Origin of the sequence: Bradyrhizobium sp. 157 (assembly GCF_023073815.1) — a bacterium.
Lineage (GTDB): Bacteria > Pseudomonadota > Alphaproteobacteria > Rhizobiales > Xanthobacteraceae > Bradyrhizobium.
In genome coordinates this window covers 254,559-271,907 of record NZ_JADPKF010000120.1, presented here as the reverse complement: position 1 = coordinate 271,907, position 17,349 = coordinate 254,559, and the positions used below count along the sequence as shown (strand labels likewise).

Sequence of the window (17,349 nt, the reverse complement as noted above, 5' to 3'; positions counted from 1 at the left end):
AATCGAATTCCACTGTTTTCATGGAGCACATCAGATGCCGAGAGCCAAACGCCGAAAGCCGTACGATCCTACCAAGGCGCATGACCGAAGGTCTCGCGATTTGTTACGCAACACCGAAGTCGCAGCCGTCGAGGTCGACAATCCCCTGGCGCTGGAGCCGGGCGAGAAGATCGTCGCGCTACGATCGATCCGCAACGATCCGCTCGCGCGGCTGCATTCCCATCGCCAGATCGACGAGGCACAGTACCAGGCGGGGAGGGCGTTCCAGAGCGACTGGGAGAAGGCCGAACGCGGCCCGCGCGCGGTCGACCCGACCCGGGAATATGTCGATGGCGGGCAGCACCGCGAACCGATCACCGAGGGCCAACGCAAGGCCGTGCTGCGGTTGAACCGTGCCGAGCGCGAACTCGGGGCGGACGGCTCGGCGCTGGTGCATGACGTCCTGGTTCAGGGAATGACCATGGAACAGGTCGGCGAGCGCAGGGGACTACGCACCAAGCGATGGCATGACTATTTTTCCAGGCGATTGCGCGAATGCCTCGACCGGTTGGCGCTGTTGTACGGGTTCGCGACGGAGCATCCCGTTCCGGTCAAAACCCTCCCGCGCTGAAGCGCAGAGGCTGCACTACGTCATAGGCCGCCTTGGTGAGTGGCACGGCGTAGTCGACGGTCAAGGGGCCGAATGGTGAGGCCCAGGTCAGGCCGGCACCGATCGACGAGCGTACGACATTCTTGTTGGCGACCTGAAGCGATGTCGTCGATCCGCTGTAGCGAAATACGCTGCCGGCATCGACGAAGGCGGTGGCCCGGAGGCCGTATTCGTTGGGCACGCCGGGGATCGCGCTCTGCAGTTCGGCGGTCGTTGCCCAATAGGCGCTGCCGCCGACATTATCCATCGTGGTGCCCGGCGTCAGGTCGCGTGGCCCAAATCCGTTCGGGGCAAAGCCTCGCACCATGGTCGGGCCGCCGAAGAAATTGTTCATCAGCGGTACCTGCTGGCCGCCCCAACCGGTAACGTAGCCGCCCTGAGCGCGCACCATGCCGACGAGATCGCTGCCGAGTGACTTGTAGTACCGCACGTCTTCGGTCGTCTTCAGGAATTTCACGTCGCCACCCAGTCCGGCCAGATCCTGGCTGAGCTGCGATCTGATTCCGCTGGTCGGGCTCTTTGTGTTGTCGAGCGTACTGTAGGTCGTCGTACTGCCGGGGGCGGAGACACACGTCGGGCCGGCGGCGGCCGCCTGCCGGACGGCCAACGAGGGCGTCAGGCCCGAACCGCTCGGCGACAGCGTGATGTTCTGATTGTAGATCGAGTAGCGCCATTGGACGCCGAGTTCCTCGTTGATCGGCGTACCCAGTTGCAGCCTCGCGCCGTAGGTGGTGCTGCCGTAGGATTGGTAGCTATTGGCGTCGTTCTGGCGACCGAAAAGTTCGATTCCCGCGGCGACCTTGGTGCCGAGAAAATACGGTTCGGACGCGGCCAGGTTGATGCCGCGTGCATATTGGCCGTACGTAAAGGTGGCCTGCACATTCTTGCCCGTGCCGTAGAAATTGCGCTCGCCTACTTTGACCTCGACGAGCGCACCATCGACAGTCGAGTAGCCGCCGGCGATGTTGAAATCACCGGTCGCCTGGTCAACTGCCTCGACATCGAGAATGACATGATCTGGGGCCGAGCCCGGCCTGTTCGATATTTTCACCGTCTTGAAGTAGTTCAAGTTCCTCAAACGCCGTTCAGCGCGGTCTATCAGCGTCTTGTTGTAAGGATCGCCTTCGGCGATATCGAATTCGCGTCGGATCACGTAATCGCGGGTCCGTGTGTTGCCGTGAATTTCGATCCGCTCGACGTAAGCGCGAGGCCCCTGTTCGATCACGAAAGCGACATCGATACGTTCGGTCGCAGCATCGCGAGTGAGGCGAGGCGTCGCCTGGGCAAAGGGAAAACCGAGCTTTGCCATTTCGATCGCCAGAAGTTCGGTGGACCTGTCCAGGGCATTGCCGTCGAACACCGCACCCGGATGGGTGGTGAGGAGGGCACGAAGCTTGTCGCAATCCATGCCCGGAACGTTGCAGGCGACGCTGACTTCCCGGAAGTGATAAAGTGGGCCTTCGTCGATTGCGAAGTTCAGCGTGAACCCTTTCGCCGCTGGATCATACTCCGCTTTTGCCGGTGAGACACTGACATCGGCGTAACCCTTGCTGCGGTAGTAGAGCCGTAGCTGTTCCTGGTCTTGCGCGACGCGGTCGGGATCGTAGACGTTGCCGCCCGTCAGAAAACTCAGCATATGGGTGGCGGACGTCTTGATCACGGCGCTGAGCTGCCGCTTGCTGAAGGCCTTGTTGCCCGTGAAGTCGATCTGCCGCACCGGAGTCTTTGCGCCCTCCGTTACGGCATAGACGAGATCGACCCGCCCATTGCCGCGGTCGATGATTTGCGGATCGACGCTGATCTCGGCGCGACCGACACGCCGGTATGCCTCGATGATACGGCCGACGTCGGACTGCACGGTGGCGCGTTGTAGCGAGCCGCGCGGCTTGGATTCGATGGCGGCGGCGAGGTCGGCGTCCTTGACCTTCCTGTTGCCTTCGAATGCAACGCGGTCGAGTACAGGCGCTTCGGACAGATGCACGACAAGCCGATCACCGGTGCGTTCGATGGAAACTTTCTCGAACAGGCCCGTTGCGATCAGCGCTTTCAGCGCCGCATCACGCGCGGCGTCATCGAAATGTCCGTCCGGCGAGGGGCGAAAATAGGAGCGGATAGTCTCGGCGTCGACGCGGCGGTTCCCTTCGACGATGATCGTATCCTGCGAGGGCGGCGCTGCTTCGGCGACGAACGGTGTTGCGAAAATTAAGCCGAGGACGCCGGCAAGCCGGCAAACGGCTCCCCCCGATCGGAACGATCGGTTGCGTTGAGTGATGCGCCGGATTTCCACGTCCCGCCGGACTCCCAGTTGCTCGACTGAGATCGAATTGCCCACGCGAGGCGAAAAAATGTCTGGGATAAGGTGAGTTACGGGCGAGTTCTTCGCAACGTGCCACAATTTCGACGTCTTCTGTTAATGCGGATTTTCTCAGAATTGTCGCAATGCACGCTTCATGCTTCGCCATCGAGAGAGCCTGGGACGCTCGCGCACGGAACCGCGCGGACGTTCACGCTCGCAGGAGCATCACATGCGATATGCCGCCTTCATTGCCGCTGCGCTCATGCTGATTCAGCCAGCGCATGCAGAGAAGGCGCCGGAGGTCGATCCGCGCGCCTCGCTCGGGGTAGTCCAGCAATGGATCTATAACTATCGGGCCAAGCCGGACTATGCCCATGTCCCGGCAGCCGTGCGCGTACTGTTTCACTCGCAGACATTCAAGGAACCGGAGAATGCCGGAATCTATCTCGGCTTTATCGCCGGTGCGATTGGCTCCAACCCGGCCAAGGCCGAGCAGCTCATTGCCAATTTCTTCCCGGTTCGGCCGGAAGACGAATGGGTGATCATCCGCGCCATTGCCTATTCGGGGTTGCCCGACTGGAGAAACGTTCTGCGCCGCGTCGCGCCGCGAATGCCCGGCCGGCGGGTCATGATCGACAGTTATCTTGCAGGCAAGCTGCCGACCTTGACCGAAATCCCGCTGGAAGAAGTAAAGCCCGGCATGATGGACAGGCTGCGCGGGGCATTCACCAAGAACCCCTTCGCCAAGGACGAGCGGAAGCTGAACACGACGCTCACGTTGGCGAGCAACCAGGATTTGCTGGATACGCTGTGGGGCTACTATTTTGCGACCGGCTCGCATGCCCCGATCCAGCGCATCATCCAGATGCTGCCGTGGAGCAAGAGCCGCGACACGATCGACAAGCTGACGGTCGGAAGCATGGCGCGCTATACGCTGGCAAGCTACGCGATCCGCGATGCCAGCTTGCGGGAATATCTCCGTAGTGAACTTGCCAGACAACCGGCGGCAGTCAAGGCACCGCTCGCCGAAGTAGTTGAGGCGGCGGACACAGTGCAGATCGCTGCTCTCCGCAAGGATGCGCTGGCCGCCGTGGATGAACTCAAGACCAAGGGCTCGGATAGCCGCCGCGATCTCAGCTTCTGGGGTCAGGTCGGCGTCGGCGCGGTGGCGCTCGGTTGCGTCTCTGCGGCCGCGCTGGGGCAAGTCGCTGTCGGCATTCCCTGCGTAATCGGAGGCTCGGCCTCGCAGGGATTGCTGTCGTTCTGGGAAAGGCAGCAGTAATCCGGGATAGCCGCAGCTCATTCCAATCCGGCGCGGCGAAAGCCTTCGAGATAGTGCTCACGATCAGCGTCGAGCTTCCAGGGTAACTGCGTCGCGATCCAGGCGAGCGAGATATTCGGCTGAGTCCGGCGCAATTCCTGAAGCGCAGCGCGCGCGAGCTCGATCTGGCCGGTCATGCCGGCGGCGACCGTGAGCACCCGATAGGCGCCGGTGAGGTCGCCACGCCGACGCGTCGCCTCGCGTGCCAGTGTGATGGCTTCCTGATAGTTCCGTCCTACAAACTGGGCGTAAGCGGCAACGCCGTAATAGATCGCCGAAGAAGGATCGCGGGGACTCTGGCGCATCGCGCGTTGCGTCGCCGCATATGCCTCCATCCATCGCCCGGTATAAGACAGTGCCAGGGCGTAATATCCCTGCGCGAGGGAGAAGTTCGGGTTGAGCTGGAGCGCCAGTTCGAACTCGGCCAGCGAATGGTCGAGTCGGCGCGTGGAGAAATACACGCTGCCGAGGGCCGTATGGGCCCAGGCATCCTCGCTGTCGGCGGCAATCGCCGCCAATGCTGCTTGTTCGGCGACGGGTGCAGCGGTTGCAAGGTCCGTCCAGCCCAGATGCACGCCGAACATGTGGTTGGTCGCGAACAGGGCCAATGCCTGGCCGTAGTTCGGATCGATCGCAATGGCGCGTTCCAGCAGCGCTCGCGCGGCGAGGCTGTCGGGTCGCGTTACACGCCAGTGATGCGACAACGCCCGCATCACCAGGTCCCATGCATCGATGCTGTTGGGCGGCTTGCGCCGGCTGCGAAAGTTCTCCGCCGCGTAGATCTGCGGCTCGATCGCGGCAACGATAGCATCCGTGATCTCGTCCTGTACGGCGAATACATCGATCAGGTCCCGATCGTAGTGCTCCGCCCAGATGTGACTGCCGGTTGCCGTGTCGTTAAGCTGAGCGGTAATACGTACGCGATCGCCGCTTCTTCTCACACTGCCTTCGACCACATAGCGCACGCCAAGCTCGGCAGCGACCTGCCTCATATGCACCGGCTTACCCTTGTAGGTGAATGACGAATTGCGCGCGATCACGAAGAACCAGCGTAATTTCGAAAGTGCGGTGATGATGTCCTCGCTAATCCCGTCGGAGAAGTACTCCTGCTCCCGGTCGCCGCTCATATTGATGAACGGCAGTACGGCTATCGCCGGCCGATCGGGCAGCGCGAGCCTCGCACGTGGTTGTTCTGCTTCTTTCGGCAATGTGGCTCGTGCATCGCACGGCCCATTTACGTCGCCGACGAAGCGAATCCCTTTGCGTGGAATGGTGCGGATGAGTCTCTGTTCCTTTCCGTTGTCGCCGATCGCATTGCGGGCAGCGTTGATCCGGCTGTCCAGCGTGGAGTCCGAGACGATCCGCCCACCCCACACCAGCGCAATGAGATCACCCCGGCTGACCACGCGATCACGGTGTTTCAATAGGTGAACCAACAAGTCGAATACTTGCGGCTGCATCGGCACCAGCTCGCCGCTGCGGCGCAGCTCGCGACGATCGGTGTCCAGGATGTAACTATCGAAGTTGAAATTCACGTGCCCTTCTCAAGGAACAATCAAGTCCGTCTCATGAAGAGATCAAGCATCAGGCAAAGACCCGTCGCCGTTCTCCGTGCATCCTGTCAAAACCGGGAGTTCGAATCCCATTACCCCGAGCGGAGCCAATTTCATGACGGAAACTCAAACCCTCAGCCCGGCGATGGCGGGCAATCGAGTGCTAAGATTCACTGCATTTCTGTTCGGAGGTGTGGCCTATCTCACATTTCTGTTCACGATTCTGTACGCCATCGGATTCGTCTCCGGCCTCGCGGTGCCGAAGGCGATCGACACCGGCGCGAAATCGGGGACTTTCGAGGCAATTGTCGTCAATCTCGGGCTGATGTCGTTATTTGCCATTCAACATAGCGTCATGGCGCGCAAATCGTTCAAACACTGGTGGACGCAGTTTATTCCGAGGTCTGTCGAACGCAGCACCTATGTGCTGTGTTCAAGCCTGACGCTTCTGTTGCTGTTCTGGCAATGGCGTCCGATGCCTGCCGTTATCTGGAACGTCCAAGAGCCCGAAATGGCCATGGTGATCGCGACGCTGTCATTCGTTGGTTGGGTGATCGTGTTCACGAGCACCTTCCTGATCAATCATTTCGAACTGTTCGGATTGCATCAGGTCGCCAACAATCTCGTCGGCCGCGACATGCCTGCACCGGTCTTTCGGACGCCGTTCTTCTACCGCTTTGTGCGGCACCCGATCTATCTCGGTTTCATCATCGCCTTCTGGGCGGCTCCGACGATGACCGCTGGGCATCTGCTGTTTGCGGCGGTGACAACGGCTTACATCTTCGTCGGCATCATGTTGGAGGAGCGCGATCTTGTCGCCATGTTCGGCGAGGAGTATCTCCGGTACCGGGAGCGGGTTTCGATGCTGTTCCCCTGGCGCAGATCTAGCTGACCACCTCTCCTGTAAGGAGGCGTAAGAATGATGAAGCATACTGGAAGCTGTTTTTGCGGTGCGGTCGAGGTCCAGGTCACGGGTGCCCCGGAAGGAATGGGTTATTGCCATTGCCGTTCCTGCCGCTCATGGTCCGGCGGACCGGTGAACGCATTCAGCCTGTGGAAGCCGGAAGCGGTACGGATCACGGCGGGAGCGCAACACGTTGCAACGTTCGAGAAGACGCCGATGAGCCAGCGCAAGTACTGTGCGCAGTGCGGTGGTCATCTGATGACCAATCATCCGACGCTCGGGCTGGTCGATGTCTTCGCCGCAACCCTTCCGACGCTGCCGTTCACGCCCGGGGTGCACGTCAACTACGCCGAGACCGTCCTGCCGATGCGGGACGGATTGCCCAAACTGAAGGACTTTCCCGCCGAGCTTGGCGGCTCCGGTGAAATGATTGCCGAGTAGGCAAAGCGGAGTTTATGTAACGATTCAGCGGACGCTGTTCGCTGCGCTCTGATCGATCAGACGCCGCCCCGTCCCCCGAACCCGGGCGGGCGGCGGCACGTCTGCCTTTCGCCCTGAGAGCTATGTCAGCGGCAGGTCCCGCCCTGCAAAATCGGGGTTTGGCGATGTCCGTCTGGTTCCGGTAAGAAAGTCTTGAAATTGCTGTCGCGGCGAAGTCTTCGTTTCGTCAGGCAGAATAACAAGAGGAAATGCCGGAAATGACTGTCAGACCGCAATTGCCGGAGCGAACGCCGCGCGTGAACGGCGAACCGACCGCGCTGGATGGTCTGCTGGTCGTCGACTTCACCAGAGTCGTTGCCGGTCCGGCCTGCACGCAAACGCTGGCCGATTTCGGCGCCGAAGTGATCAAGATCGAAAACCCGGACGGCGGCGACGATACCCGCCACTATGAACATGCGGAAATCGGCGGCGAGAGCGCGGCCTTCCTCAGCCTCAATCGCAACAAGCGCGGCATCACGCTCGATTTCAACAATCCTGCGGCGCTCGAAGTCGCCCGCGAACTGATCGCGAAGGCGGATGTCGTGGTGGAGAATTTCTCCGGCGGCGTGATGAAGAAGTTCGGTCTCGACTATGCTTCCGTCGCGCCGACCAATCCGCGGCTGATCTATTGCTCGATCTCGGCCTATGGCCGCAAGGGTGAGTTCGCGTTGCGTCCGGGCTTCGATCCGATCACGCAGGCCGAGAGCGGCTTCATGTCGCTGAACGGCTTTCCGGATGGCGAGCCGGTGCGGACCGGTCCGCCGATCGTCGATATGGCGACGGGCATGTCGGCATGCAATGCGATCCTGCTGGCGCTGATCGCCCGCGACCGGCTCGGGCGTGGCCAGCAGGTCGAGGTCGCGCTGATCGACACCGCCGTGTCGATGACCGGTTTCTATGGCATGGCCTACCTGATCAGCGGCGTAAATCCGGGCCGCTTCGGGAATTCGCCGAACGGCTCGCCCACCGTCGGCGTCTACCAGGCATCCGATGGACCGCTTTACATGGCCTGCGCCAACGATCGCTTATACCGCCGGCTCGTGGTAGATGTGCTCGCTCGGCCGGACCTCGTCACCGATCCCCGGTTCGCGCATCGGAAAAACCGAACCGCCAACAGGGAAGAGTTGCGGGCCATCATCGCGAGCGTCTTTGCCAGTGACAGCCTTGAGAACTGGATGGCGAAGATGAAGAAGGCCAACATACCGGTCGGCTATTTGCGCACGGTAGAGGAAGGATTCAACGCGCCGGAAGTGCGCGACCGGCATCGCCTCAGCCGGATCCCGCATCCGACCGCGGGTGCCGTCCCCAATATTGAAACGCCGTTGCAGATGAGCTTGACGCCGACTGTCGATCCCGTGGCGGCGCCGCTGCTGGGCGAGCATACCAGGGAGGTGCTCCAAAAGACGCTCGGATATGATGAGCGGCGTATCGCGGCTCTGGCCGAGGCGGGGGCTTTCGGGAAAACCGGGAATACGGCCTGAGCGGTGCTGATCAGTGCTCTATGCCGACGCACCTCGCAAATGAATAACGTCTCTGCGTTTGCACCACGCCTAACCCATTCAAAGCGGTAGATTTTTCCGTTCTTCTGCGGCTAATGTGCCGTCAAAAGCGGGAGAGAAACATCATGAACGACGGGACCCCCATACGGTCGGCGAGAAATGTCGAGCTCGGCGCCAGCGGCGAAGAATTCCAGAATCTCCACGAATTCATCCGGAAAGCGCGCGCTCGCCTCAACCAGAACGCATGGGACTATATCGTCGGGGCCTCCGAAACGGAGACCACCATGCGGCGCAACCGCATGGCGCTCGATGAGATTGCATTTCGGCCGCGGGTACTGCGCAATGTCGTCGATGTCGATGCCTCGACCGAAGTGTTCGGCCGCCGCCTGCGTTTGCCTGTGATGATTGCGCCGGTCGGCGCGCTCGAGATTTTCGATCCCGATTCAGGCGCTGCCGTCGCGCGTGGAGCGGGGCAGTTCGGCGCCGCTCACATGCTGAGTTCGGTGTCAGAACCGGGGCTGGAGGCGACTGCCAAAGCCGCTCCCGGCGCGTTGCGCATCTATCAACTCTATGTCCGCGGCGACGATGCTTTTGTCGAAGACGTTGTCAGCCGCACGATCGAGAATGGTTATGCTGCGTTCTGCCTGACCGTTGATACTGCGCATTACAGCCGGCGCGAGCGCGACATTGCCAAGCGATACGTCCGCGAAAGCCGCATTCGGGCCACCGGCGGCGACTTCCAGAAAGGGCTGGAATGGCGCACGGTGAAGCTGATCAAGGACAAGTATAAAATTCCGCTGGTGATCAAGGGCATCGCCACCGCGGAAGACGCTGCCATCGCGCTCGATCATGGCGTGGACTGGATCTATGTGTCGAACCATGGCGGCCGCCAGCTCGACCACGGACGCGGCGCGATGCACGTCTTGCCGGAAATCGTCGACGCGGTTTCCAGTCGCGCCAGGATTATGGTTGACGGTTCGTTCTGCCGCGGTACCGACATCGTAAAGGCGATTGCCTCCGGCGCCGATCTGGTCGGCATCGGCCGTCTGCAATGCTGGGCTCTCGCGGCCGCAGGCGAGGCCGGCATCGTGCGGATGCTTGAATTACTGGAAGACGAAGTGATCCGATGCCTCGGGCTGCTCGGCGTCACCCGCTTGGCTGAGCTCGACAAGTCCTATCTGCATGCGGCGACGGCGACCAATCCGCCCAGTGTGTTCAGCGCCTTTCCGTTGCTGGATATCGAGCCCTATCGCTATTGAGAATCCGAGGGCTGCGGCCCGTCCGCAGCGCGGACAAGTCTGGTCGGCGCTGCCTTCGCATCGTCGGGAACCTGACCTCGATTGCCGCATTATCAGGTGCGTCCAGGGGGCGCCGCAGCCACGACAGATCTGATTCAAATGGCCCAGTAAGTAGAAGCGAATGGCAGAAAATCCTTTCGCTGAATTCAGTCTCGAGAAGGCTATCGATCTCCGCTGGACCTTGCGGGACATTCAGGCTCGCCGATTGAAATTGTCGCCGGTCAGCGACGAAGACTTGAGAATATTGACAGGTCTCGGCCTGGCCGAAGTGCGCGACGAAGGGATCGTGCTGACGCAGGCGGGAATCGCCGTGCTGAACGGCTCGTAATCAGCGTGCCTTCAGGAAGCTCTCGCCGGAGTCGCAGGGCGTGCAGCGGTAGGTCAGCACGTCGTAATTCTGGTCGCGCCGCTCGATCGTGGCGAGCCGCATCTGTGCGCCGCATTTCATGCACGGCATCTCTATGCTGGTTTGAAAGCGCGTGCAGGTCGGCGTCGGTCGAAATGTTAGCAGCATCTTATCTCCATGTCCCAAGAGAGACTTAAAACCAGAGACGCAAAGCCACCATCAGCCGATCTCTAACCCCGAATCACTATGCCACACTGTTGCCACCATTGGAATCGGGCACTGCACCCGTACGGCTACGGACCGCGAGGGAAGGAAATCATTCCTCGGCTCTCTGAAATTGGGCCGGCCGCATGCCGGCCGCCGCGGTCTACTCGGAGCTCGGTCCAATACGGCGCAGACGCAGCCGGGAATTATGCTAACCTGCCAATGTCGACATTGGAGAAGCGACCATGACTGAACCGAAACTCGAAGTCCCGGCCGAGCTGCGCGAGCTGGCCGAGAGAACCATCGATCAGGCAGAAAAGGCGTTCGGCATGTTCTTCGATGCCGCCGGAAAGTCCATGACGTCGATGCCGGGTGCGGGTACGGAAATTTCCAAGCAGGCGCTGTCGTTTACCGAACAGAATATGAAGGCTGCGTTCGAGCATGCCCGCAAGCTGGTCCATGCGACCGATCTCCAGGAAGCGATGCAGATCCAGTCTGAATTCCTGCGCAGCCAGTTCACCAACGCGGGCGAACATATGCGACAGATAACCGGCGGCGTCATGTCCGCCACAAAGGATCCGGCGAAGGGCAAGCTCTGAGGAGCTGAGGGCCCTGCTAGCGGCGACGTCCGATCGCGACACCGAATAAAAAGGCGACGAACAGACTGGCCAGCGGCGCTTCGCGAGTGATCGCGCTGATGGTCGAGAGCGGCATTCCCGGTTTCCGCGCCGCGGTAATCGCGTCGCTGAGACGACCGGTCGCGGTCTGCAACGCGGCGGATACTTCCGTCAGCGTGCGTGACACATCGGTCGCGGTATCAATGGCGCGTTCCGCCATGCCGGGCTGGGATGGTCCCGAGGTTTCATTCACGATTTGCAACTCACTCGATCGTTTGGCATTCGCCGACGGCTGACGTTCCCACAATGCGTGGTCAGGACGTTTGTTCCAGCAGGTCCACCTCCTGGCAGATCGATAAGGGAACTTTCGTCATCGTCCGGATTTAATTTCGTTAGAGGAAAGCAACGCGGATTTTCCGATGGCGAATGAATTGACTGAAGACCAATTGACCAGAAGCGGTGGCGCGCCATTGAAGGTTGCGATTGGGGTTGCCATTCTCGGCGTGCTCGGCATGCTGATCGTTGACCATGGGCCGTGGAACAAGCCCAAAGTACAGCACCCCGTGATCGCCAACTACAGTACCACCGGCGAAGCTGCGCGGGCAGCGGGTGCGCAGGTCATGCCGACCGAACCGAAGCTTGAGGTGGAGCCTGAACCGCCCGTACCAAAGCCGGTTCACCCGGCTAATCGTGCACCGCAATAAGGCGTGCCGTTTGACACACCGGGAAAGTCGCCGGCAGAGCGGCATCATGGGCGGGCGCCCTCCGAAAGAGTACATCAGCGCACGCTGACGAACATGCCCCAGCATGCGGCCAAGCCTGCCGCCACCAGTACCAGCAGCGGATTGTCACAGAACGGGCTGCCATATTGGCACATCGCCACACCGAGCGAGCCGATCTCGTGACGGCTCGCGGCATAGAACAAGCCCGACAGAATCGTGAGCATGGCAGCAACGAAAAACATTCGATGGCCTCCTTGCGCTCAGTTGAACCGCGGGTCGCGGCCGACAATTTGTTTTCGACATCGTTGCATTCCATTTGAGGTTGCTCGGTACTTGACGTGTCGGGCAAATCAGGTGCACGATGACATCATCGCCGATATCGTAAAGCCCGCGCCGGAAACGGTGGCGGGCTTTTCGCTCTCATAGAGTTTCAGCCAGGGCGGTTTCAAATTGTCGAAGCCGTTTTGTCGAATTTTCCGCAATTCGTTGACCACTCGAAAACAGTTTGACATGTCGGGCAAATCACCGGCATAACGTCATCATCGCGAAAATTGCAAAGCCCGCACGGAGAAATCCGTCGCGGGCTTTTTGTTTGGAATTCTCGAATCGGACGGCGGCCGCACATCGACGCCGCAACTCCCACGCCCCCCGCCCGGGCGTCACGAGCGCGCCGCCGTCCGAACCTTCATACAATTGGCCGGCATGCGCGAACATGCCGGTCCGCGGCGCGAATCGTCACGCGCCGCACGCGGCCCCCGACGGGATAAGGTTCGCGCCCCAAATGATCTGCGCCTGCACACCGCGATCATGCCGCACGTTTTTGTTTTTGGAGACATGTCGATGACCGCCTATCTGATATCCCTCGCGCTCATCGGCCTCGTTGTCATCGCCGTATCGGAGGAGTTCTCGTGAACACCGAAATAATTCAGTTCATCCCGCGTCCCAACCGCGACGACGTGCAGACGGATTTTCCAACAATTGCTTTTCGTGCCACGCTGCGGGAATCCTCTATCGGCCATGTCGACGCAAGTTCAGATAAGCATGGCGGACCGGCCAGCCGAGAAGCCTAAATGGGCAAAGCAAAGGCCCTTGTTGAGATTCGATCCTTGGCGCGTAGCCATACCAGAACCGCGATCCGTGTTCTCGTCGGCATCATGCGGTGCAAGGATGCCACCCCCGCCGCCCGTGTCTCGGCCGCCAATGCCATTCTCGACCGCGGCTGGGGCAAGGCCACGCAGCCGCTGGAGAACAGCGGCGATGGCGCGCTTGAGCTGATCCACCGGATCGAGCGCGTCATTGTTCATCCCGAAAATGGGAGCGGGGAGAGTACTTGAGGCGTTATCTGTGCTTCAGCTAGTGACCTTTTGTTCTGCCACTTCAGGGTCGCCGACAGCGCTAGACAAGCTGACACTCATGGGCATCGCCTCTGGCGCATCTGCACAAAAAATCCTGAAACTATTCCATGAGTGGTTTTCGAAAATGACCCGTCAGAAGGTGACAATCTCGCTAGCGCGTTCGACGACGCTCTCGCTTGTTACTTCCTCATTGCTGTTTGTCCAAGCATCGACCGCTCGCGCCGATCCCGCCCTTTGCTTGGAAAAAACGAAGTCTTATTTCGCTGAAATCGATCAGTTGCTGTCAAAAGAAAAAAACTGGATCATGCCTTTCGTCGAGCTCAATGAGCGATACTCTCCTCTTGAGAATTGTGACACTGACCTGCTGTTGCAGGAAGCCACAAGATCACGGTTTGCCAGCCAATAACCTACAATCCGCATGCGAAGGAGTATTTGGTTCGCTTTTGGAGCAATGACGTCAAGGTTGGATTCGCGTATAGCGCTCTAAAGAAAAAATCAGACACTCACAGCGCTGGGTGGGTGAACAAGTAGCAACGTGATCGTCTCTACAGTGTTGACCGCTTCGGAACTGGACTTCCTCACCCCGGGTCAGTGCGCCGAGAGCGGCATATCAGCCTGCGCCGGCACCAGCCGAACACCATCCGGTATCGCCAGCGGCAGGTCGATACCCGATCTGCCCTTTCCCCTGCCGATCCGGAATTTTTCGAACAGCCGATCGGCGCGCAACGAAAGCATGGACGATTTTCTTTTCGGCTTGCTTCGCTTTAGAAGTTGAGGGCGGTTCCCGTAGTCGGCTCCTGACATCGAGATGAGGGTGATGGTGAGCTCGAAATCATCGAACGGAATAGGTCATTGTCCATCTTGAAAATTCCGACAGCGAAGGTCTTCGAGCCGCTTCTGCAAGCTGCGCGCTACAAGGGGGTCTACGGCGGCCGCGGCTCGGGTAAATCGCACTTCTTCGGCGAGCTCCTGGTCGAGACCTGCCAGGCGGAGCGCGGGACACTTGCGGTCTGTATCCGCGAGGCGCAGCGGACGCTGGCGCAATCGAGCAAGCGGCTGATCGAGAGCAAGATCGCTTCTCTCGGCGTCGGCAGCGGTTTCAAGCTGTTCACCGACAAGATCGAAACGCCGGGTGACGGTCTGATCATCTTCCGCGGGCTGCAAGATGACGCTGGAAAATACCGCCTGATGATGAAGGCGAGGGATGCCGCCGCCGCAAGACCGCTGCCGCCGGTCGTGCGGCCTGGCACGTCGCGTACACCTTCGGAACGGCAACAGGCAGATCTGCGGACGCTGAGCGCCAAACTTTCAAGCTCCGGCAACATCAAAGATGCGGTGGCGCTCTACCACGCACGGAAATCCGGCAGACGTTGAGAAGTCGCGCAGACCAGAACGTGAGGGATCTGCACAAAAAATCCTGAAATTATGCGCGCAAGGTCCAGGCGCTGTTCACGAATAATCTCCGCGGCAGCCGCAGAATTAGCTCTTCATCGGAACAGGGGCCAACATGAAGAAAATCTTTCGCGCCAGAAATGTGTTTCTTGCTCTGACCGTTTCCCTGGTCGTGTGGACAGCCCAGTTCGTCTATCGCACGAACAATTTATGCGAGCTAGGTGATCCCCATTCAGTCAGAGGCGGACACGATCGCTGTCGCTAAGAAGAAGATGGTCAAGAACCCCTTCTTCAGTTCCGAGCGTTTCAGTAGCGCACCAGACTTTGTCGATACCCTCGATCGAACGGAAAATTGCTGCAATGCCATTCGGTCTCGCAACATGCTCAGTTTGATCTTCTGGGATGTCTATCTGGGCGCAAGCATTTCAACGACGCCCAACACAGGCACCTACTGGCGATCATCGCGAAGTGCGCAAAGCCACACGGCGCTTGTTGCGATGTCGAACTGCGGCGTGATCTGCACTTCGGATTCCTACAAAGACGCGGACTACTAAGGGGAAGAAGGCATGCCTGGGAATGAAGTCAAGGTGACGAATGGTGATAGTTGGAAATGGCAGCAATTTCTCGATCACTATTACAAGCCCACCGCATCGGGTACGCCAGTCCCGATTGCAGGGCGGCCCTCACCGGTTGCGGTGGACATGTTGAGCAAGGGCCAGGGCATACTACCATCCCGGAATGCTTCCGATCATAGATAACGTCCTCGCCAAAGAACCGTCGCCCCACAGAACCGGTGGAGTCATTCGCGTGACAAAGTTGATCCTCGCACTGATCGCTTTTCCGATCATTTTGGTGTTCGCCTGGGAGGCGGTGTCAACGTATCGCACGAACAACCTTTGCGATCCTGGTGACCACATCATTCGGTCCGAAGCCGACGCAATCAAGCAAGCAAAAATTCGGTTCAATCGGGCGCGCTACGGCAGCCACGGAATTGCTGGGCACCTCGATGAAAAGCCTGAACTCGTGGACTTTAGCAGGCGCGGAGACAATTGTTGTTCGGCCACCAGGTCCAGAAACGTGTTCGGCGTGATCGGGTGGCAGGTCTATCTGGATGGCGAAACGGTTGGAGAACCGACCGTAAGGAACGTTGGCGTAAGTATGGTTCTTTCAAACTGCGGAGCGGTGTTCACGCGCGATTCGTTCATAACGGCAGAGCCGAATAGCGCAGAGCGGTCCGGAAAACCTTAGTTTTGCCGTGACATGCTGCACGTTAGAGTCGTTTGTATCTGCTTAGAAAGGTCGAGCGGAGTATGTCTGGAAATGAGATCAAACTGGCGAATGGGCAGCGCTGGGCGTGGCAACAATTTCTCGACCATTATCGGAGCGCACAAATCTCTGGCACACCGACTCCTGTAGGAGACGCGCCTTCGCCGGTTGCAGTAGATATGTCATGGTACATGAGCGAAGGTCCAGGAAGATATTATCACCCGGGAATGTTTCCGATCATCAATAGCGTGGCCAATCGACACGATCTTAGTCCTGGCACGTATGATTTGTGGAAACTGGCGCCGGCGAAAGATAGAGATCCCTCAGTAAAGGCCGCAATAACCAACTACACAACGGATCCTCTTTCCGCAGACTATAAGACACGCAGCTTGGTGTTTGGCGATGAAAGCGCAAGGATTTCTGGTCAGGTTATCGTAAGCCCGGATGGTACCAAAACATTCAAAGGAATCGAAATCCAACCTTACGATTCCGATTTCGATTTTCAGCACAATAATTGGAAAAGGCCGGCGCTTGAAATCATTCGGGAAGCTGCGAGGCGACATTACGATCCAGAGAACCGGGGTATTTCATACGAAATTCCGTATCGAGGGAAGGGCAGATTCGACGATCAACCTTCGGATCGTGGGATAGGACGAATTTATCATCCTTTTACTGACTCACAGTTGAAGGCGGCTCTACGCAATTCCAGCAGTGCGCCTCCGGGATTGTTGCCGAGTTTCACTGCCGCTCCGCCACCCGCGATCGAAGAGAATCTTCGTTATCTGGATCAAGTCAGCGGCAACAGGCTGCAAGCAGCCGCGCCGAGCGTTGGTGGTGGACCCATTGGCAGCTCCGCTTCTTCTGCCAATCGAAATTCGCTTCCACGCGATGTTGGCACCTGGATAGCTTCGCTGGCGGGCGTTGATCCTGGGGATCCGACGCGGCCGCAGCAGGGAGCGGCTATCGGCGATTCATCGAAACAAAGGCTTCTCCCACCTTGGGTTTTCTTCGGCTCGCCGTAGGCGCGCCGGCCACGTCCATTCCCGTCGGGCCGTTCGCGAGCATGGCTGTCGGCCGCGGCCGCTTCCGTGCGCGTAGCCTTCAGGCCGACGACGCTCTTTCAAACCTTCGAGCCTCTGCCTGGAAATGGCGGCTTTTTTTCTAAAGGAAATTTACCGATGCAGGACAACCGCGACTTCATCGACCGCGCCGAATCCGCAGCCGAAAAGCTCCATGGTGAGCCGATGACAACAGAAGAGATCGCGAAGAACTTCGCGCTCTACGGAGTGCAGAAGCGCGCGGAAGCTCTCGAAAGATTTGACAGCGAGCTGGGAGGTGAGATCGACTCCAGTCCGCACAGTCTGCGCCGGCGCGTCCAGTTGATGGCCTTGCGCAGCAAGATGGGCACCATTCACGAGGCGCTGCGCAAGGCGAGGCGCTAGAACGT

23 protein-coding genes and 1 pseudogene are annotated in these 17,349 nt (G+C 59.4%); 18 read left to right on the top strand and 6 right to left on the bottom strand.

The window, feature by feature from the left end; all coding sequences use genetic code 11:
- Window positions 1-34: 34 nt before the first annotated feature.
- Window positions 35-610 (top strand): DUF6456 domain-containing protein, encoded by a 576-nt coding sequence (locus tag IVA95_RS36955; protein WP_247514990.1) that lies wholly within the window; start codon window positions 35-37, stop codon window positions 608-610.
- Here the strand turns inward: IVA95_RS36955 and bamA are convergent.
- Window positions 591-2,936: an outer membrane protein assembly factor BamA gene (gene bamA / locus IVA95_RS36950; protein WP_346658098.1), complete on the bottom strand. Its 2,346-nt coding sequence runs from the start codon at window positions 2,934-2,936 to the stop codon at window positions 591-593. The two genes, IVA95_RS36955 and bamA, sit on opposite strands and share 20 nt — an antisense overlap.
- A gap of 271 nt (window positions 2,937-3,207) precedes the next feature.
- Between bamA and IVA95_RS36945 the strand changes: the two genes are divergently transcribed.
- Window positions 3,208-4,227, top strand: coding sequence for a hypothetical protein (locus IVA95_RS36945; RefSeq protein WP_346658100.1), 1,020 nt, complete (start codon window positions 3,208-3,210; stop codon window positions 4,225-4,227).
- A gap of 17 nt (window positions 4,228-4,244) precedes the next feature.
- On the opposite strand, the gene IVA95_RS36940 is transcribed toward IVA95_RS36945, so the two are convergent.
- Window positions 4,245-5,801, bottom strand: coding sequence for a winged helix-turn-helix domain-containing tetratricopeptide repeat protein (locus IVA95_RS36940; protein WP_247514988.1), 1,557 nt, complete (start codon window positions 5,799-5,801; stop codon window positions 4,245-4,247).
- 133 nt (window positions 5,802-5,934) lie between these two features.
- Between IVA95_RS36940 and mddA the strand changes: the two genes are divergently transcribed.
- The 5 genes from mddA to IVA95_RS36915 all read left to right on the top strand — a co-directional run bounded on the left by mddA (window position 5,935) and on the right by IVA95_RS36915 (window position 10,328).
- Entirely contained in the window at window positions 5,935-6,711 is a 777-nt protein-coding gene (gene mddA / locus IVA95_RS36935) for a methanethiol S-methyltransferase (protein ID WP_247514987.1), read from the top strand.
- Between the two features lie 30 nt (window positions 6,712-6,741).
- Window positions 6,742-7,164, top strand: coding sequence for a GFA family protein (locus tag IVA95_RS36930; protein WP_247515141.1), 423 nt, complete (start codon window positions 6,742-6,744; stop codon window positions 7,162-7,164).
- Window positions 7,165-7,421: 257 nt separating this feature from the next.
- Entirely contained in the window at window positions 7,422-8,684 is a 1,263-nt protein-coding gene (locus IVA95_RS36925) for a CoA transferase (RefSeq protein ID WP_247514986.1), read from the top strand.
- A 143-nt stretch (window positions 8,685-8,827) separates the two neighbouring features.
- The gene (locus tag IVA95_RS36920) at window positions 8,828-9,961 is read left to right on the top strand and encodes an alpha-hydroxy acid oxidase (protein ID WP_247514985.1); all 1,134 of its coding nucleotides are present in this window, start codon (window positions 8,828-8,830) and stop codon (window positions 9,959-9,961) included.
- Between the two features lie 160 nt (window positions 9,962-10,121).
- On the top strand, window positions 10,122-10,328 hold the full coding sequence (locus IVA95_RS36915) for a hypothetical protein (protein ID WP_247514984.1): 207 nt from the start codon (window positions 10,122-10,124) through the stop codon (window positions 10,326-10,328).
- Here the strand turns inward: IVA95_RS36915 and IVA95_RS36910 are convergent, their stop codons facing one another.
- Complete coding sequence (locus tag IVA95_RS36910) at window positions 10,329-10,514, bottom strand: hypothetical protein (protein ID WP_247514983.1); 186 nt, start codon at window positions 10,512-10,514, stop codon at window positions 10,329-10,331. It lies immediately after the preceding gene.
- 281 nt (window positions 10,515-10,795) lie between these two features.
- On the opposite strand from IVA95_RS36910, the gene IVA95_RS36905 reads away from it, so the two are divergent.
- Window positions 10,796-11,149, top strand: coding sequence for a phasin (locus IVA95_RS36905; RefSeq protein ID WP_247514982.1), 354 nt, complete (start codon window positions 10,796-10,798; stop codon window positions 11,147-11,149).
- Between the two features lie 16 nt (window positions 11,150-11,165).
- On the opposite strand, the gene IVA95_RS36900 is transcribed toward IVA95_RS36905, so the two are convergent.
- Entirely contained in the window at window positions 11,166-11,387 is a 222-nt protein-coding gene (locus IVA95_RS36900; protein WP_247514981.1) for a hypothetical protein, read from the bottom strand.
- A 199-nt stretch (window positions 11,388-11,586) separates the two neighbouring features.
- Between IVA95_RS36900 and IVA95_RS36895 the strand changes: the two genes are divergently transcribed.
- Window positions 11,587-11,871: a hypothetical protein gene (locus IVA95_RS36895; protein WP_247514980.1), complete on the top strand. Its 285-nt coding sequence runs from the start codon at window positions 11,587-11,589 to the stop codon at window positions 11,869-11,871.
- A 74-nt stretch (window positions 11,872-11,945) separates the two neighbouring features.
- On the opposite strand, the gene IVA95_RS36890 is transcribed toward IVA95_RS36895, so the two are convergent.
- Window positions 11,946-12,131, bottom strand: a complete 186-nt coding sequence (locus IVA95_RS36890) for a hypothetical protein (RefSeq protein ID WP_247514979.1) — start codon at window positions 12,129-12,131, stop codon at window positions 11,946-11,948.
- Between the two features lie 460 nt (window positions 12,132-12,591).
- On the opposite strand from IVA95_RS36890, the gene IVA95_RS36885 reads away from it, so the two are divergent.
- From IVA95_RS36885 to IVA95_RS36870, 4 genes are all read left to right on the top strand, one after another.
- Window positions 12,592-12,801, top strand: coding sequence for a hypothetical protein (locus IVA95_RS36885; protein ID WP_247514978.1), 210 nt, complete (start codon window positions 12,592-12,594; stop codon window positions 12,799-12,801).
- Window positions 12,798-12,959 carry a hypothetical protein gene (locus IVA95_RS36880; RefSeq protein ID WP_247514977.1) on the top strand — a complete coding sequence of 54 codons (162 nt, stop codon included), beginning with the start codon at window positions 12,798-12,800 and terminating at the stop codon, window positions 12,957-12,959. Before IVA95_RS36885 ends, IVA95_RS36880 begins: the two co-directional genes overlap by 4 nt.
- A complete protein-coding gene (locus IVA95_RS36875) occupies window positions 12,960-13,223 on the top strand; it encodes a hypothetical protein (protein ID WP_247514976.1) in 264 nt (87 codons plus the stop codon).
- 79 nt (window positions 13,224-13,302) lie between these two features.
- On the top strand, window positions 13,303-13,650 hold the full coding sequence (locus tag IVA95_RS36870; RefSeq protein WP_247514975.1) for a hypothetical protein: 348 nt from the start codon (window positions 13,303-13,305) through the stop codon (window positions 13,648-13,650).
- A gap of 182 nt (window positions 13,651-13,832) precedes the next feature.
- On the opposite strand, the gene IVA95_RS36865 is transcribed toward IVA95_RS36870, so the two are convergent.
- Window positions 13,833-13,979 carry a hypothetical protein gene (locus IVA95_RS36865; protein WP_247514974.1) on the bottom strand — a complete coding sequence of 49 codons (147 nt, stop codon included), beginning with the start codon at window positions 13,977-13,979 and terminating at the stop codon, window positions 13,833-13,835.
- A gap of 117 nt (window positions 13,980-14,096) precedes the next feature.
- Between IVA95_RS36865 and IVA95_RS39230 the strand changes: the two are divergent.
- From IVA95_RS39230 to IVA95_RS36840, 5 genes and pseudogenes are all read left to right on the top strand, one after another.
- A pseudogene (locus IVA95_RS39230) lies at window positions 14,097-14,411 on the top strand (phage terminase large subunit); the annotation flags it as partial.
- Between the two features lie 446 nt (window positions 14,412-14,857).
- Complete coding sequence (locus tag IVA95_RS36855) at window positions 14,858-15,190, top strand: hypothetical protein (protein WP_247514972.1); 333 nt, start codon at window positions 14,858-14,860, stop codon at window positions 15,188-15,190.
- 253 nt (window positions 15,191-15,443) lie between these two features.
- Entirely contained in the window at window positions 15,444-15,884 is a 441-nt protein-coding gene (locus IVA95_RS36850; RefSeq protein WP_247514971.1) for a hypothetical protein, read from the top strand.
- A 62-nt stretch (window positions 15,885-15,946) separates the two neighbouring features.
- Window positions 15,947-16,924, top strand: coding sequence for a hypothetical protein (locus IVA95_RS36845; protein ID WP_247514970.1), 978 nt, complete (start codon window positions 15,947-15,949; stop codon window positions 16,922-16,924).
- A gap of 66 nt (window positions 16,925-16,990) precedes the next feature.
- Window positions 16,991-17,344 carry a hypothetical protein gene (locus IVA95_RS36840; protein WP_247514969.1) on the top strand — a complete coding sequence of 118 codons (354 nt, stop codon included), beginning with the start codon at window positions 16,991-16,993 and terminating at the stop codon, window positions 17,342-17,344.
- Window positions 17,345-17,349 lie beyond the last annotated feature (5 nt).